This window comes from Micromonospora sp. NPDC007208, assembly GCF_042869175.1.
Classification (GTDB): Bacteria; Actinomycetota; Actinomycetes; order Mycobacteriales; family Micromonosporaceae; genus Micromonospora; species Micromonospora foliorum.
This window is the reverse complement of sequence record NZ_JBIAFG010000004.1, coordinates 23,991-39,820: the sequence shown is the minus strand read 5'-3', so window position 1 is coordinate 39,820 and position 15,830 is coordinate 23,991. Positions and strand designations below refer to the sequence as shown.

Below are 15,830 nucleotides of genomic sequence, written 5' to 3'. Positions count from 1 at the left end.
CCGTTCTCTTCCCGATGATTACGGTGTGTTTCAGGGCGAGTCACCCAGCGCCGTGACCGGAGAAAGGGACCCCGTCATGCGAGTGCCCAGCCGTAGCCCGGGACAGCAGCCCGGTTCGCCTCCGTCGCCCACCGCTCCGGCCCGCCGCCGACCGTCCGGCGCGACCCCCCGCCGCGTTCCCGCCCCCGCGCCCGACCTGGCCGCGTACCGGACCGCCGTCGCCGAACTGCTGGTCGAGGTCGGCGCGTTGGCCGACGCGGCGAGCACCCGGGCCCGGCAGGTGCTCATCGACGAGCGGTTGCGGGAGCCGGCGCTCGCCGCGGTCCTCGACGCCACCCCGCAGGGGCTGATCGGCGCGCGCGAGACGCTGCTGCTGGAGATGGCCCGCTACCAGCCGAACGACCGCACCTCCGCGAGGGACCTCAGCGCACTGGTCCGGATCTACCTGCTCTCCCGCATCGACGTGCTGTGGTGGCAGGACGCGCCGACCTTCGTCACCGACGACCAGGTCAACGGCAGCGCCGAGCTGGTCGACCTGGAGTGGCTGCGCCGCCGCGACCTGCTGCGTTTCCGCTACCAGGAGCAGCCCGCCACGATGCTGGGCCGGGCCGCGCGCGGGTTGCGTCGCCGGCTGCGACCCGACTCCACCCCGCAGACCGCGGGCCTGCTGTTCCGCCGCGCCCGGCGCGAGGTGGTGGCGCTGCTCAACGACATCGGACGGGAGTTCACCACCGTCGCGCCGCCGGCCACCCCGCCGCTGTGGGTGACCAGCCTGGTCCGCAGCGCCGAGCACCAGTACCGGCTGCGCCGCCTGGGATACGCGGCGATGTTGCCCAGCGGGCACTGCCTCGGCTACTCGGTCGACGTCGAGCTGGCCTGGTTCGAGCGTTTCGGCGCGCGGGACGCCCTGGCGGAGCTGCTGCTGAGCCGGCAGGAGGCCGGCGAGCTGAACGTGATCGACGAGGGGCAGGCCTGGCACCTGTGTCTCGCGCCCACCGCCCGGCGTCGACTGCGCCGGGCGTACGAGGCCGAGATGGGGGTCTGAGCCGGTGTGCGGCATCGCGTTGAGCATCGGGCCCGAGGCCGACCCGGCTACCTTCCGGCGGATGCTCGCCGTCCTGGCCCCGCGCGGTGAGGTCACCGAGACCCGTTCCGAGAACGGGCTGCTCGCCGGCACCCGCCGGCTGCGGGTCGTCGACCGGGACCGGGCCGTGCAGCCGTGGACCTCGACCGACGAGCGGTGGCTGCTCTGCTTCAACGGCGAGATCTTCAACTACCGCGAGTTGCGGGCGCAGCTGACCCGCCTGGGGCAGGCCTTCCGAACCGAGAGCGACACCGAGGTGCTGCTCGCCGCGTTCCAGCAGTGGGGCGAGGCGGCGGTGACCCGACTGCGCGGTGAGTACGCCTTCGCGGTCGTCGAACGGGCCACCGGCCGGGCGTACCTCGCCCGCGACCCGCTCGGGGTCAAGCCGCTGTACTGGTCCCGTCGGCCCGGCTGCCTGCACCTCGCCTCCGAGGTCAAGGCGCTCGTCGGGCACGGCGCCCCGATCGCCGAGGTGCCGCCCGGGCACCACGGCTGGGCGGACGCGGACGGGCACGTACGACTGGGCCCGTACGTCGACCTGCTCACCATCGGCGACGGCCTGCCGGTCATCGACGACCCGGACGAGGCCGCGCTGCTGGTCCGCGCCGCGCTCAGCGACGCGATCCGGATGCGGGTGGAGACCGACCTGACCGTCGGGGTGGTGCTCTCCGGTGGCCTGGACAGCTCGCTGACCCTGCGGCAGGTGCGCGACATCCACCCGGACTGCGTCGCGGTGACGGTCGGTGTGGCGGACAGCCCCGACGTGGCGTACGCCCGGCGGCTCGCCGCCGACCTCGACGTGCCGCACGTGGTGGTCGAGCTGCGTCCGCGCGACATCCGGCTCGCCGACGTCCGGGAGGCCATCCGGATCTCCGAGCTGACCGAGTACGGCGACATCATCAACGCGGTCGTCTCGGTGCCGATCTTCCGGCGGCTCCGCGACCTGGGCATCAAGGTGGTGCTGACCGGTGACGGCTCCGACGAGCTGTTCGGCGGGTACCCGATGTACCACCGGGTGGGCCCGGAGGCGGCCCGCAGGCTGTTCCTGCACCGGATCCGCAACCTGTGCCGCACCGAGTTGCAGCGGGTCGACCGGGCCGCCATGGGGCACGGCGTGGAGGCCCGGGTGCCGTTCCTCGACCTCAGCGTGGTGGAGCTGGCGATGCGGCTGCCGGTCGATCTGAAGCTGCGCCACGGGCAGGAGAAGTGGATCGTCCGGCGGGCGTTCGCCGACGTGCTGCCCGACTACATCCTCCGCCGTCCGAAGAACCCGATGTCGTACTCGTCCGGGTTGCACGAGCGGGTCCGGCTGTACAAGCCGCTCTTCGCCCGGCTGCACCGCTCGTTCGGCTACGACCTGCAGGAGCCGGTGCGTCGCGACTTCGACACCGTGCTGAGCCGCTGCGGCAACGACCTGGACCGGGCCATCGCCGACGGGCTGACCCGACCCGACTACACGGTCCTGGAGCACGCCCGCGACCTCGTCGGGGCGGCCAAGTGGAACGCCGCTCCGATGGTCCGCCGGCTGGTCGGCCCGCGCCCGGCCCGGCACTGACGGCCGCCCCGCACGCCACGCCTGACCCGCCCACCGACCGAGCCGGCCGGCCGCGCCGCCGAGGGCGCTCAGGTCACCAGCAGCAGCGCGCCGACCGCGGTGAGAGTCGCGGTGACCGCGAGCAGGGTGCTGGTCAACACGAACCGGGTCACCGGCACCGCCACCCCGGCCGCCCGGCAGCGCTCGAACCACAGCAGGGTGGCCAGTGACGCCCAGGGGGCGGCCAGCGGGCCGACGTTGGTGCCGATCAACAGGGCCAGCAGCCGGGTGTGGTCACCGGTCGGTAGTACCGACTCGCCGGCCAGGTAGGCGGGCAGGTTGTTCACCGCGTTGGCGAGCAGGGCTCCGGTGCCACCGGCGCGCAGGGCGCCCAACGCGCCACCGTCGGCGCCGAGCAGGGTGCCGACCAGGTCGTCCAGCCCGTGTCGGCCGAGGGTCTGCACCACCAGGAACAGGCCGGTGACGAAGAACAGCAGGCGCACCGGGACCAGCCCCGGGCGCAGCGTGGCGGGGGAGCGGACGAGGAACCCGACCAACACCAGCGCGACCGCGACGGTGGAGGCGAGCCCGATCTCCACGCCGGCGAGGATGCCGGCGACGAAGAGCAGGCAACCGACGAGCGCCGTACGGTGCAGCACCGGGTCGGCCGCCACGTGTCGGGTCGGCGGAACGAAACGCCCACCGGCCGGCCGCTCCCGTCGCCACCACCCGAACCAGAGCAGGGCCATGGTGACCGTCACGGCGGCGAGCTGCGGCAACGCCATTCGGGCCGCGTACGCCAGGGGCGCCAGCCCGACCCGGTCGGCGGCGAGCAGGTTGGTCAGGTTGGACACCGGCAGCAGCAGGCTCGCGGTGTTCGCCAGCCAGACCGTGGTGACGGCGAGCGGGGCGGCGGGGATCCGCAGGTTCCGGGCCAGTGCGAGCAGCACCGGGGTGAGCAGCACGGCGGTGGTGTCGAGGTTGAGCACGAGGGTGGTCAGCGTGGCGAGACCACCGCAGAGCAGGAACAGCACGGCCCAACTGCCCCGGGAGGCGATGGCCAGCCGGCTGGCCAGCACGTCGAAGACACCGGCCACGGCGGTCAGTTCGGCGAGCACGATCACGGTGCCGAGGAACAGCAGCAGCGGCAGGATCCGGTGCAGGGTGGCGGTGGTCTCCGCGCGGGGGAGCAGCCCACTCAGCGCGCAGGCCGCGCCGACCACGGCGAGGACGCCCGCCACCAGGTCCAGCGGGTGGGGCCGCCAGCGCGTGGTCGGTTCGGGAGGGGCGGCAAGGGTCACGTCTGGTCACGTTCGCACAGCGTCTGGCCAGCCCGTTCGCAACCCCCATCCTGGTGACGGACCCCACCGCGCCCGCCCCGACCGTGCCCGCGCCCGCGCCCGCGCCCGACGAGCCTGGCATCGCAACGGGCCGGGCCCGACCCCCGAAGATCGGGGGCCGGGCCCGGCGTCGTGTGCGGTGCCTACCAGCCCAGGTAGCTGGGCTGGGTCTGCACGTTGAGCTCCTGGTAGCGGGTCAGCTTGGCCGTCCAGGTGCGCCAGTCGTTCAGCTCCAGGACGTCCAGGCCCTTGACCATGTCGTTGGAGTAGATGTGGCCGTTGTAGTAGTACGCGGACCAGGTGCCACCGCCGACGAAGGTGTCGGCCGAGAGCGGGCCGCGCTCCCAGAAGGCGATCTCCTTCGGGTTGGCCGAGTCGGTGAAGTCCCAGACCGAGATGCCACCCTGGTACCACGCCTGGACCATGATGTCCTTGCCGAGCACCGGGATCAGCGAGCCGTTGTGCGCCACGCAGTTCTCGGTGTCGGCGTTCGCCCGGGGGATCTTGTAGTAGCTGCGGAAGGTCATCGTCCGAGCGTCGCCGCGGCCGGCGATGTCGTAGATGGCGTCCGCGCCCCGGTTCGGGCCGATGGCCTCGTTGCAGGTCGCCGCCCCGCCACCACCCAGCTCGTCGGTGAAGATGACCTTGGTGCCGGAGTTGTTGAAGGTGGCCGAGTGCCAGAACGCGAAGTTGACCTCGTCCCGGACCCGGTTGATGACGCGGGGCGCCTCGCGGTTCTTGATGTCGAGCAGGATGCCGTCACCCATGCAGGCGCCGGCGGCCAGGTCCTTCGACGGGTAGGCGGTGATGTCGTGGCAACCGGTGGTCGCCGAGCCGGTCTGGCTGCCGGGGAAGCCACCGTCCGGGAAGAGGTTCGGCGTCGCGACCACGGCCGCGTCGGTCGGCTTCTTCACCGGCACCTTGATGATGGAGATGGAGTCGTGCGGCGGCTGGCAGTCCGGGAATTCGGCCCGCGGGCTGTACGACGAGACGTACAGGTAGATGGCCTTGCGGTCCTTGCCCGGCACCAGGGTGTGGGTGTGTGAGCCGCAGGCCGTCTCGACGGACTTGATGTAGCGCGGGTTGGCCTTGTCCTTGATGTCGAAGACCTTGATGCCCTCCCACGAGCCCTTCACGTCCGCTCCCTGCGCGGTGCTGTTGCAGGAGTCGTCGCTGCGCGACGAGTCGGTGGAGAGGAAGAGCAGGTCACCGTGGACGGAGATGTCGTTCTGCGACCCCGGGCAGAGCACCCGGGCCTTGACCGTCGGCGCGCTGGGCCGCGAGATGTCGTAGATGACGAAGCCGTTGTAGTTGCCGGCGAACGCGTACTTGCCCTGGAAGGCGATGTCGCTGTTGGTCGCGTCCAGTGGGGCGACCTTCGGCACGTTGGCGATCTGGCGCAGGTTGGGGCTGCTCACGATCTCGTCGACGCCGGGGATCTCGTTGGTGAGCGCGGGAGCGGGCGCCGCCTGCGGCAGCGCCTGGGCGTTGCTCGCCGGGGAGATGAGCACGCTGGCGACGAGGAGGCCGGTCGTGGCGAGAGCCACGACACGCAGTTGTCGTAACCGTGGCTTGTGGAATCTGATCATCGGCGGGGGCCCTTCGCAAGGGGGAGACGATGGTTGACACGTTACAGTTCCGCGAAGAACGTCGATGTGAGCTGGTTCACATCACAGTGGCTTCTTCAATGGATAGCATCGCGGTGACCTCGACTCCAGGGAGTGGCCCATGACCAACCGGCGCGCACGAACCCTGGCGATCGTCACAGCGGCCCTCGTGGTGCCGCTGGTGGCGTTCCTCATGATCCGCCTCGGTGACGACGCCGGCACCGGCGCCGCGCAGCCGGTCTCCGCGCCCGCCACCTCCGCCCCGTCGCCGACGGCCAGCCCCGTCCCCACCGACCTGACCGTCATCGCGCCCGGCCGTCCGGGCGAGACGGCGGCCACCCGCCCGGCGCACGAGGTCCGCGACGCCGGCCCCGCCCCGCACAACTCGCTGGACGTCTGGTTCGTCCGGATGATGATCCCGCACCACGCGCAGGCCCTGGCGATGGCGGAGCTCGCCCCCGAGCGGGCCGCCGACCCCGTCGTCCGGGCCATCGCCGAGCGCATCCGGGCCAGCCAGGGGCCGGAGATGGGCATGATGCGCGGCTGGCTGCAGACCCGGGGCCTCCCGGCGGAGGTTCAGGGGCACGACCACGGCGCCATGCGCGGCATGCAGTCACCCGAGGCGATGCGGCAGCTCGCCGCGACCCGTGGCGCGGACTTCGACAGGCTCTTCGTCCGGATGATGACCGAGCACCACCAGGGCGCCATCGAGATGGCCACCGACCTGCTCAAGGTCGGCTCCGACCTGACGCTCAACGAGTTCGCCAACTCCGTCGCCACCGAGCAGACCGTCGAGATCGACCGCATGCGTGAGGTCCTCGCCCGCTGAGCCCGGGCGCGGGGCGCGAGGGCCGAGCGTTCCGGCACGTACGCTGGGTGACCGTGAGACCCACCCTGTTCGGTCGCCCGCTGCGTGGCGTCGCCTTCGACGTGGCCGTCGCCGCCCTGGTGGTGCTCGTCTCCGTGGCCGCGGCGGTGAACCAGCCGGGCGGCTGGGCGGCCACGGCGGTCGGCCTGGGAATGGCGGTGGCGCTGCTGTTCCGCCGCACCCACCCGAGCGCGGTGACGGTGGCGGTCGCGGTGCTCGCCCTGGTCCAGGTGGTCGCCCGGTGGGGGCCGCTCATCTACGACGTGGCCGTCCTGATCGCGCTCTACAGCGTGGTGAAGTACGGCCGGCGGCTGCGCGACGGTGTGCTGGCCGGCGCGGTCGCGGCGGTCGGCGTGCTGCTCGCCGCCGCACAGACCCCCAACGTCATCCAGTGGTGGGTGAACGCGCTGTGGTACGCGCTGGTGACCGGCGCGGTGTGGTTGGTCGCGCTGAACGTGCGGACCCGCCGGCTCTACGTGCTCAGCCTGGAGGAGCGGGCCACCACCCTGGAACGCGAGCGGGAGGCCGAGTCCCGGGCGGCGGTCGCCGAGGAGCGCACCCGGATCGCCCGTGAGCTGCACGACGTGGTCGCGCACAGCATGGCCGTGATGATCGTCCAGGCGGACGGGGCCCGGTTCATGCTCGACCGCGACCCCGCCCAGGCGCGTACCGCCGTGAAGGTGGTCGCGGACACCGGCCGGCAGGCGCTGGAGGAGATGCGCCGGCTCGTCGGCGTCCTGCGCGACGCCGGCCCGGCCGGCGCGGACGGGGCCGACGGGCTGGCGGTGGCGGCCGATCCCGAGCACCGGCGCCTCGCCCTGGCCGAGTTGCCCGACCTGCTGGCCCGGTTCGACGACGCCGGCCTGCACGTCCGCAGCACCGTCACCGGTGCGCCACCGGCCCTGCCGCCGGGCCTGGAGCTGACCGTCTACCGGGTGGTGCAGGAGGCGCTGACCAACGCACTCAAGCACGCCGGGGTCGGCGCCGGCGTCGAGGTCGTCCTGTCGTACACCGCCGAGGCCGTCGTGGTCCGGGTGGTCGACGACGGCCGCGGCCGCCCGCTGGTCAGCCCGGCGCCGTCCGGGGGTCACGGCCTGCTCGGCATGCGGGAGCGGGTGACGGTGTACGACGGCAGCCTCACCGCCGGTCCCCGGCTGGCCGGGGGCTGGCAGGTCGAGGTCCGGCTGCCGCTACCGTCAGAGCCGGCAACGGAGGTGATCGCGGCATGACGGTCCGGGTAGTGATCGTGGACGACCAGGCGCTGGTCCGCGCCGGGTTCCGGATGGTGCTGGACTCCCAGCCCGACCTGGAGGTCGTCGGGGAGGCGATCGACGGCGCGGACGCCCTGCGGGTGCTCGCCCGCACCGAGGCCGACGTCGTCGTCATGGACATCCGGATGCCCACCATGGACGGGGTGGAGGCGACCCGGCGGCTCTGCGCCGAGCGGCCCGCCGGCGGCCCTCGGGTGCTGGTGCTGACCACGTTCGACACCGAGGCGGACGCGTTCGCGGCGTTGCAGGCCGGGGCGAGTGGCTTCCTGCTCAAGAACGTCCCGCCGGAGGAGTTGCTGGCCGCGATCCGGGTGGTGGCCCAGGGGGACTCGGTGGTGGCTCCGTCGATCACCCGGCGCCTGCTGGACCGGTTCGCCGGCCAGCTCGGTGCCGCCCCGACCGCCGATCCTCGGCTCACGCAGCTCACCGAACGGGAACGGGAGGTGCTGCTGCTGGTCGCCCAGGGTCTGTCCAACGCGGAGATCGCCGCCCGGGTGCACGTGGCCGAGGCGACGGTGAAGACCCACGTCGGGCGGATCCTGGCCAAGCTCCAGCTGCGCGACCGGGTTCAGGCGGTCGTTCTGGCGTACGAGAGCGGGCTGGTCACGCCCGGCGGATGACAGCGCGTACGACCTGGGTCGTAGCGGCTGGCGGGCGCACCGCGACCCGGGGCGCACGCAGGTCGAGCGCGCAGGTGGAGATCGACAGACCGGTGCCGGCCCTAGCGTCGGAGGGGTCCGATCCGCCACCTGCACCGGGAGCCCCGCATGATCCGCCTGACCCTGCGCTCGTTGCGTGCCGAGGCGCTGCGCATGCTGCTCTCGGCGCTCGCCGTCGTGCTCGGCGTCGCGTTCGTCGCCGGCACGATGATCTTCGTCGACGGGATGCGGACCGGGGCCTACGAGCGGGCCGGCACCTTCGACCGCCACACCGACCTGGGTGTCTACTCGGCCGGCCGGGAGGTGTTGCCGCCGACCCTGGTCGACCGGGTGCGGGCGGTCGACGGGGTGGCTGCCGCCGGCGGTGAGCTGACCAACACCGCCGGGATCGTCGGTGCCGACGGTCGCCCGGTGCTCGGCTTCACCATGCTCGTGGCCATCCCCACCGAGGACGCGCTGCGCTCGTACGACGTGGTGGCCGGCCGGTTGCCCGACCGGGCCGGGGAGGTGGTGCTCGACGCCCCGACGGCGGCCGAGCAGGGCTTCGGGCTCGGCACGGCGGTCCGGATCGGCGCCACCGGCGGGGCGGCCCGCCCGTACACCCTTGTCGGCACCGTCGACGCGGCCGGGACCTCCCGCGACGTCGGCGGTCCGTTCGTCGGTCTGGTCGGGCCGGACGCGTTGGCCCTCACCGGCGAGCGGGGCTACGGGCGCATCATGGTGGCGGCCCGGCCGGGCGCCGACGTCGCGGCGCTGACCGAGAAGGTACGCGCCGTGGCCGGCGCCGAAGCCACCGTGAAGAGTCGGCAGCAGATCCTCGACGAGGCCGTGGAGGACGCGGTCCGCAACGTGGACCAGTTCCGCATGCTGTTGTTGATCTTCGTTGGGGTCGCGATCGTGGTGGCCGGCTTCGTGATCGCCAACACCTTCGCGATCGTGCTGGCCCAGCGCACCCGACGGACCGCGCTGCTGCGTCTCATCGGCGCCACCCGGGGACAGGTCTTCCGGTCCACAGTGCTGGAGTCGGCCGTGCTGGGGCTGGTCGCCTCCGCGCTCGGGGTGCTGTTCGGGGTGGCTCTCGCCGCCGGGTTGCGGCTGCTGCTGTCCCGGCTGGACGTGCCGGTCACCGGCGGCCTGACCGTGACCGGTTCGACAGTGCTGACCGGCCTGCTGCTGGGCACCGGGCTGACCGTGTGCGCCGCCCTGCTGCCGGCCTGGCGGGGGACGCGGATCGCCCCGGTGGCCGCGCTCACCGACGCCGCGGTGCAGCCCAGCCGGGGTGCTGGCCGGGTACGGCTGAGCATCGGCGCAGTGGTGCTCGCCATCGGTGTCGCCGCGCTGGCCGGCGCCGCCAGCGCCGGTCAGCTGCTGCTGGTGGCGGTCGGCGGGGTGCTCACCTTCTTCGGGATCGTGCTGTTCGGGCCGGTGCTCGTCCCGGCGCTGGCCCGGGTGTTCGGCTGGCCGGTACGACGCGTGCTCGGCGCCACCGGTGAGCTGGCGGTCGCCAACACGGTGCGCAATCCGCGGCGGGTCGCCGCGACCGCCACCGCACTCGTGATCGGGATCGGACTGGTCTCGGCGTTCATGGTCGGCGCGCGCAGCACCAAGGACGGCATCGAACGCAGCGTGGACGCCCAGATCGGCACCGACTTCGTGGTCAGCGGAATCGGTCAGGACCTGCCGGCCGCGTTGGTCGGTGAACTCGCCTCCCGCCCCGAGTTGGGTGTGGTGCACGAGCAGCGCAGCACTGTCGTCGACGACGTCGAGATCCGCGCGGCCCACCCGGCGCTCGTCGGCCGGACGCTGAGTGGGGTGCTGGCCGGCGACGCCGACCGGGTCGGGCCGGGGCAGGTGCTGGTGCACCGCGAGTTGGCCCGGGCACGCGGCTGGAAGGTCGGCTCCCCGGTGACCGTCCGGGGCAGGTCGTTCCGGGTGGCCGCCGTGGTCACCGACGACACCCCCGGCGGCGAGGTGCCCGCGGGTCACGTCATCGACCTGTCCGACCAGGACTTCGCCGCGCTCTTCCCGGCCCAGCGGGGCTACCTGGCCGAGATCGACCCCGCCACCGGGGTGAGCCCCGAGCGGGCCCGCGACGCCATCGCCGCGGTGCTGGGCCGCTACCCGACCGTGAACCTGATGGACCAGGGCGCGTACAAGAAGATGCTCACCGGCACGGTGGACATGCTGCTGGCCTTCGTCACCGCGCTCCTCGGCCTGGCCGTGGTGATCGCCCTGGTCGGCGTGGCGAACACCCTGAGCCTGTCGGTCGTCGAACGGACCAGGGAGAACGCCGTGCTGCGGGCGGTCGGGCTCACCCGGGGGCGGATGCGGGCGGTGCTCGCCGTCGAGGCGGTGCTGATGGCGCTCGTCGGCGCGGTGCTCGGGATCGGGCTCGGCACCGGGGTCAGCGCGTCCACGATGTCCCTGCTGGACCGCCTCGGCGGCGACTTCCACGTGGTGCTGCCGCTCGGCCAGCTCGGGCTGATCCTCGGTGTCGCTGTGCTGGCCGCCCTGCTCGCCTCGGTGTTGCCGGCCCGCCGGGCGCTGTCCCGCCCGGTCGTCGAGGCGCTCGCCGACCAGTGACCCCGGTCGCGGCCGGACCGGTCGGGTCTGACCCCGGGAGACCGGACGGACATCCGCCGGCCGGTCCCGCCATCATCCCCGGCGGCGGGACCGGCCAGCGGTGCCGGGTCTACAGGCGCTCGACCATCGGGCCGATGCACCGGTTGCGGGTGTCGAAGACGTAACGGGCGTGCTTGACCACGAGGTCGTAGTCGAAGGCGTCGTGGTCGGTGACCACCACCACCGCGTCGGCCGCGCGGACCTCCCGCTCGGTGAGCCCGACCACGGTGACCCCGTCGGGGATCTGGTGCGCCTCCGCGTACGGCTCGACGGCGTGCACCTCGGCGCCGAGGGCCTGCAGCCGGCGCGCCACGTCGACGGCGGGGGAGTCGCGCATGTCACCGGTGTTCTTCTTGTACGCCAGACCGAGCAGCAGCAGTCGGGCGCCGCTGACGGCCCGGCCGTCCCGGTTCAGCCCTCCCATGATCCGCTGTGTGACGTGTTCGGGCATCTCGTGGTTGACGTCGTTGGCCAGCTCGATGAACCGGAACTGCCGTCCGAGGCGGCGCTTGACCTGCCACGACAGGTAGCACGGGTCGATCGGCAGGCAGTGCCCGCCGACGCCGGGGCCGGGCCGGAACGGCAGGAAGCCGAACGGTTTGGTCGAGGCGGCGTCGATCGCCTGCCAGACGTCGATGTCGAGGTGGTGCGAGAGCATGGTCAGCTCGTTGATCAGCGCGATGTTGACCTGGCGGAAGGTGTTCTCGATCAGCTTGGTCAGTTCGGCGACGCGGGTCGAGTCCACCGGTACGGTGCGTTCCACGAGGCGCTGGTAGAACTCGTCCACCCGGGCCAGCGACGCCGCGTCCACACCGGAGACCACCTTCGGGGTGTTCTCCAGTCGCCAGGTCGGGTTGCCCGGGTCGATCCGCTCCGGGCTGTAGCCGAGGTGGAAGTCGCCGGGGCTGGTCAGCCCGCTGGCCGACTCCAACAGCGGGCGCAACAGCTCCTCGGTGGTTCCCGGGTACGTGGTCGATTCCAGGATCACCGTGCAGCCCGGGCGTACGTACGGGCCGATGCCGATGCCGGCCTGCTCGACGAAGCTCAGGTCCGGGGTGCCGTCGCGCAGCGGGGTCGGCACCGTGATGACGCAGATGTCGAACCCGTCGGCGTCGGTGTACTCGGTGCTGGGGTGGTACCGGCCGCTGCCCAACGCCCGGCCCAGCCGATCGGCCGGGATGTCCTCGACGAACGACTCGCCGGAGGCGAGCCGCTTCACCCGGTCGGCGTCGACGTCGAGACCGACCACGTCGAGCCCCGCCTCGACAGCCCGCATGGCCAGTGGCAGTCCGACGTACCCCTGACCGATCACGACCAGCTTTTCAGCGCTCACCCAGGCTCCCGCAGCAGATGGTGTAAATGGCCTGCTGAGAGCCTAGAGGCGTCTTCGGCGACGTAAGTCCGTTTTGGGGATATCGGTGCTGGTGGGACTGCCGGGGTCGGCGCCAGCGGGTGGTTCAGCCGCCCGCCGGCACCTCCGGATCGACCGGCGCCGTGGAGGTGGGGGGTGGATCAGACGGCGCCGCGCTGGTCGGCGGCGCGCCCGTCGTGGGCGCCGCGCTGGTCGGCGGCGCCGTGGTGACGCCCGTCGTCGGCGTCGGCGGGCCGACCGTCTGGCTGGGTTGCGTGCTCGGCGTGGCGGTGACCGAGGCGGACGGGGCGTTACCGGGGACGTGCGGCCGGTCGGGCCGGCCCGGGTCGACGCTGGTGATCTGCTCGTTCGCCGCGGGCAGGTCGACGGGGCCGCTCGGCGCCACCGTCGGCGAGTTGGTCGGCAGGTGGACGGCCGGGTCCTCGCCGGCGTTACGCGCCGCGGCCAGTGCCGCGCCGAGCCCGACCAGAGCGACAAGCATGGCCGCCGCCGCGCCGACCAGCGGACCCCGCCGTCGCTGGCGCCGGTCCGCCACCGCCGCGCCGGCCGGCACGTCCGTGCGGGTGTTCGGCCCGGCGTCGCGCAACGCGACAGGTGTGGCCATCGCCGTCGGCGGCTCGCCGCCGGTGACCGCCGTCCGAGCGGCCTCGGCCATCGCCGCACCGCTGGTGAACCGCTCCAGTGGATCCTTGGCCAGGGCGCGCGACACCAGGGCGCGGACCGCCTCCGGAATCTCGTGCGGCAACTCCGGCGGCTCGTCGTCCAGGTGCCGCACGGCGACCTGGAGCGGATTGTCACCCGTGAACGGCGGACTGCCGGTGAGGCAGCAGTAGGTGACCGCGCCCAGGGCGTAGATGTCGGTGGCACCGCTGACCGGCCGGCCGGCGGCCTGCTCGGGAGCCATGTAGAGGGCGGTGCCCGGCACCGCGTTGGTGCTGGTGATGCTGGTGATGTCGGTGGAGCGGGCCACGCCGAAGTCGACCAGGACGACCGTGCCGTCCTCCTGCACCAGCAGGTTGCTGGGCTTGACGTCGCGGTGCACGATGCCGCCGCGGTGCGCCGCGTTGAGCGCCGCGGCCGCCTGGGCCACGATCGACATCGTCTCGGCCACGTCGAGCCGCCCGGCCGCCTCGATCCGCTTGGACAGCGGCTCGCCGGCGACGAACTCCATGACGAGGTAGTCCGCCCGACCGCCGTCGGGGAGGTCGTCCTCGCCGCAGTCGAAGACCTGCACGATGCCGGGGTGCCGCAGCGCCGCCATGATCCGGGCCTCGGCGCGGAACCGGGCGATGAAGTCGGGATCGGAGACCAGCGCCGGCAGCAGAACCTTGACCGCGACCTGCCGGCCGAGGATCAGGTCGGAGGCACGCCAAACGTCGCCCATGCCGCCCGTGGCGACACGTTCGTCCAAGCGGTAGCGACCGCTGAGCACGACCTCCGAAGACAACACCGCATTACCGTACCTAGAGTGGCGCGGGGCGGCGCGCCGTGGCAGGGGGGCCGGGCGGCTGGTTCAGCCTGACTGATCCGGCCTGACCTGTGTGGACGCTCGGCTTCGGTGACGCAGCGGATGTGCGGTGTCACGAAAAGCGACAATTTTCGTCAACCAGGTCCGCGACGGTGGCAAGAAACCGCCTCCAGGGGCGGTTGGCGTCTCCTGCTCACGGGCCGTTACGACGACGCGCCGCCCGCAGGGTTGATAATTGTCACTCTTCCGTGACACGGTGCCGACTTGTCGCGTCGTGAGCCCCCTCTTAGCGTTAGCCCGGCTCGGGCTCTCCCGGCTACCTCGGCGGGCAGCGCGCCGATCGACCACCCTGGCGTCGGCCCCCGGACGCGCCGCCCCGACAATCGTGGTCGCGGGCACAATCAGAGCGGGGGAGGGCGGTGCGGGTGCTGATCGGGCGGACGACTCGTGCCTCGTGGCCTGCCCCGGCACGCCGGGTCGGGCCAGCACGCCCCGGGCGATGCGTGGGCCGCGAATGACCGCCGACCTGTCGGAGGCGGTGCGCGCCGCGCAGGCCGGAGACGAGGAGGCGTTCCGCTTCCTCTACCGCAGCCTCCAGCCCGGCCTGCTGCGGTATCTGACCGCCCTCGTCGGGGCGGACGCCGAGGACGTCGCCTCCGAGACCTGGCTCCAGATCTCTCGTGACCTGCCCGGCTTCAGTGGTGGCGAGTTCCGGGCCTGGACGGTCACCATCGCCCGCAACCGCGCGATGGACCACCTGCGCCGGATGCGCCGCCGCCCCGCACTCCCGGTCCCGGTGCAGGCGCTCGTCGATCTGGCCAGTGACGCGGACACCGCCGAGCGAGCCAGCGAGACGATCGGTACCGAGTCCGCCCTCGCGCTGATCGCGACCCTCCCGCCCCGGGAGGCCGAGGCGGTCCTGCTGCGGGCCGTCATCGGGCTGGACGCGGGATCCGCCGGCCGGGTGCTGGGCCGCCGGGCCGGCGCCGTGCGGACGGCCGCCCACCGAGGCCTACGCCGGCTTGCGGTCCTGCTCGAGCGGCAGCGCCCAGCCGGGTCACCAGCCGGGGTCGAGGGGGTGCCGCCGCCGCGCACGGGGAGCGGCTCCACCCTGCGGGCACCGCACGCCGAACCGGCGGACGGCTGACGTGAGGGGACTCCCGATGAACCCGTTCCGGCGGGCCGACCACGCCGACACCGAGCGGCTGCTCGACTCGGCCCACGCCCGGATGGATGCCAGGCTGGATCAGGGTCACCCCGGCACGCCCGGGGAAGCGGACGTGACACCACCTCAGGTGCACCTGGCCACCCCGAGCGTGCCGGCTGCCGAGCCGGTGGCCGCGTTGCTCGCCGCGGCGGCCGGCCCCGTCCGGCCGAGCGAGTTGGCCGGCGAGGAGGCCGCGCTGGCCGCGTTCCGGGCCGCCCGGGCCGACCCCGCGCCGGCCGTGTCGCAGCGGCCACGCCGTCGCCGGGTGACCACCGGCGCGGTGGCCTGGATCGGCGCGGTGGCAGCTACCGCCACCGCGGGGGCCGCCTTCGCCGCGGTCACCCGGGACCGAGCGCCCGACCCGGTCGCACCGGCGCCGTCGCGCTCGTCAACCTCGCCCCACCAGAGCGCCCACGGGTCGGCCGAGCCCGGTCGGTCGGTGGCCCCCGGTGCCCCTTCGCCGGGCGCGCCGTCGCCCGTCACCGCCACGCCGTCGGCCGGGCCGACCCCCGCCGACCATCTACACGGACTGTGCCGCGCGTGGCGGGCCAAAAAGCCCGACCAGCGGGAGAAGGCGCTGCGCACGCCGGCCTTCCAGAGGCTGGTGACCGCCGCCGGCGGCCCCGCCGAGGTCGAGGCGTACTGCCAGCGGCTGGTGCCCGAGACGAAGCCCACCGAGCCGGCGCAGGTCACGCCCTCCGAGTCGGCGAAGATCAAGCCGTCCCCGTCGGCGAAGGCCCCGCCGTCGCCGTCGCGACCGGGCCGCCCCGCCGCCGGCTGAACGGTCGGCGGCTGCGG

At 73.3% G+C, this 15,830-nt stretch carries 12 protein-coding genes; 8 read left to right on the top strand and 4 right to left on the bottom strand.

All coding sequences use genetic code 11. The annotated features are described in order from the left end of the window. Positions 1-76: 76 nt before the first annotated feature. Both ACFYL6_RS09365 and ACFYL6_RS09360 read left to right on the top strand, forming a co-directional pair. Positions 77-1,045 carry a DUF5715 family protein gene (locus ACFYL6_RS09365; protein WP_387169599.1) on the top strand — a complete coding sequence of 323 codons (969 nt, stop codon included), beginning with the start codon at positions 77-79 and terminating at the stop codon, positions 1,043-1,045. Between the two features lie 4 nt (positions 1,046-1,049). Continuing rightward, complete coding sequence (locus ACFYL6_RS09360) at positions 1,050-2,639, top strand: asparagine synthetase B family protein (protein WP_387169597.1); 1,590 nt, start codon at positions 1,050-1,052, stop codon at positions 2,637-2,639. Between the two features lie 68 nt (positions 2,640-2,707). On the opposite strand, the gene ACFYL6_RS09355 is transcribed toward ACFYL6_RS09360, so the two are convergent. Together ACFYL6_RS09355 and ACFYL6_RS09350 are read right to left on the bottom strand one after the other, a co-directional pair. After that, positions 2,708-3,919: an SLC13 family permease gene (locus ACFYL6_RS09355; RefSeq protein WP_387169596.1), complete on the bottom strand. Its 1,212-nt coding sequence runs from the start codon at positions 3,917-3,919 to the stop codon at positions 2,708-2,710. A gap of 182 nt (positions 3,920-4,101) precedes the next feature. Next, on the bottom strand, positions 4,102-5,547 hold the full coding sequence (locus ACFYL6_RS09350) for an LVIVD repeat-containing protein (protein WP_387169594.1): 1,446 nt from the start codon (positions 5,545-5,547) through the stop codon (positions 4,102-4,104). A 139-nt stretch (positions 5,548-5,686) separates the two neighbouring features. Between ACFYL6_RS09350 and ACFYL6_RS09345 the strand changes: the two genes are divergently transcribed. The 4 genes from ACFYL6_RS09345 (at position 5,687) to ACFYL6_RS09330 (ending at position 10,946) form a co-directional block, all read left to right on the top strand. Beyond that, on the top strand, positions 5,687-6,394 hold the full coding sequence (locus ACFYL6_RS09345; protein ID WP_387169592.1) for a DUF305 domain-containing protein: 708 nt from the start codon (positions 5,687-5,689) through the stop codon (positions 6,392-6,394). A gap of 47 nt (positions 6,395-6,441) precedes the next feature. Next, on the top strand, positions 6,442-7,662 hold the full coding sequence (locus ACFYL6_RS09340; protein WP_387169590.1) for a sensor histidine kinase: 1,221 nt from the start codon (positions 6,442-6,444) through the stop codon (positions 7,660-7,662). Further along, a complete protein-coding gene (locus ACFYL6_RS09335; protein WP_387169588.1) occupies positions 7,659-8,324 on the top strand; it encodes a response regulator in 666 nt (221 codons plus the stop codon). Before ACFYL6_RS09340 ends, ACFYL6_RS09335 begins: the two co-directional genes overlap by 4 nt. A 147-nt stretch (positions 8,325-8,471) precedes the next feature. Continuing rightward, complete coding sequence (locus ACFYL6_RS09330) at positions 8,472-10,946, top strand: ABC transporter permease (protein ID WP_387169586.1); 2,475 nt, start codon at positions 8,472-8,474, stop codon at positions 10,944-10,946. A 109-nt stretch (positions 10,947-11,055) separates the two neighbouring features. Here the strand turns inward: ACFYL6_RS09330 and ACFYL6_RS09325 are convergent, their stop codons facing one another. Then, positions 11,056-12,318, bottom strand: a complete 1,263-nt coding sequence (locus ACFYL6_RS09325) for a nucleotide sugar dehydrogenase (RefSeq protein WP_387169584.1) — start codon at positions 12,316-12,318, stop codon at positions 11,056-11,058. 124 nt (positions 12,319-12,442) lie between these two features. Continuing rightward, entirely contained in the window at positions 12,443-13,807 is a 1,365-nt protein-coding gene (locus ACFYL6_RS09320; RefSeq protein ID WP_387169582.1) for a protein kinase, read from the bottom strand. A gap of 517 nt (positions 13,808-14,324) precedes the next feature. Here ACFYL6_RS09320 and ACFYL6_RS09315 point away from each other — a divergent pair. Continuing rightward, positions 14,325-14,972 carry an RNA polymerase sigma factor gene (locus ACFYL6_RS09315; protein WP_387169580.1) on the top strand — a complete coding sequence of 216 codons (648 nt, stop codon included), beginning with the start codon at positions 14,325-14,327 and terminating at the stop codon, positions 14,970-14,972. Between the two features lie 16 nt (positions 14,973-14,988). Further along, positions 14,989-15,813, top strand: a complete 825-nt coding sequence (locus ACFYL6_RS09310) for a hypothetical protein (protein ID WP_387169578.1) — start codon at positions 14,989-14,991, stop codon at positions 15,811-15,813. The last annotated feature ends 17 nt before the right edge of the window (positions 15,814-15,830 follow it).

Bases quoted from the DNA above. Each gene is read 5' to 3' on its own strand.
- ACFYL6_RS09345 (WP_387169592.1), top strand. From the start codon at position 5,687: ATGACCAACCGGCGCGCACGAACCCTGGCGATCGTCACAGCGGCCCTC.
- ACFYL6_RS09350 (WP_387169594.1), bottom strand. From the start codon at position 5,547: ATGATCAGATTCCACAAGCCACGGTTACGACAACTGCGTGTCGTGGCT.
- ACFYL6_RS09330 (WP_387169586.1), top strand. From the start codon at position 8,472: ATGATCCGCCTGACCCTGCGCTCGTTGCGTGCCGAGGCGCTGCGCATG.
- ACFYL6_RS09310 (WP_387169578.1), top strand. From the start codon at position 14,989: ATGAACCCGTTCCGGCGGGCCGACCACGCCGACACCGAGCGGCTGCTC.
- ACFYL6_RS09315 (WP_387169580.1), top strand. From the start codon at position 14,325: ATGCGTGGGCCGCGAATGACCGCCGACCTGTCGGAGGCGGTGCGCGCC.
- ACFYL6_RS09365 (WP_387169599.1), top strand. From the start codon at position 77: ATGCGAGTGCCCAGCCGTAGCCCGGGACAGCAGCCCGGTTCGCCTCCG.
- ACFYL6_RS09335 (WP_387169588.1), top strand. From the start codon at position 7,659: ATGACGGTCCGGGTAGTGATCGTGGACGACCAGGCGCTGGTCCGCGCC.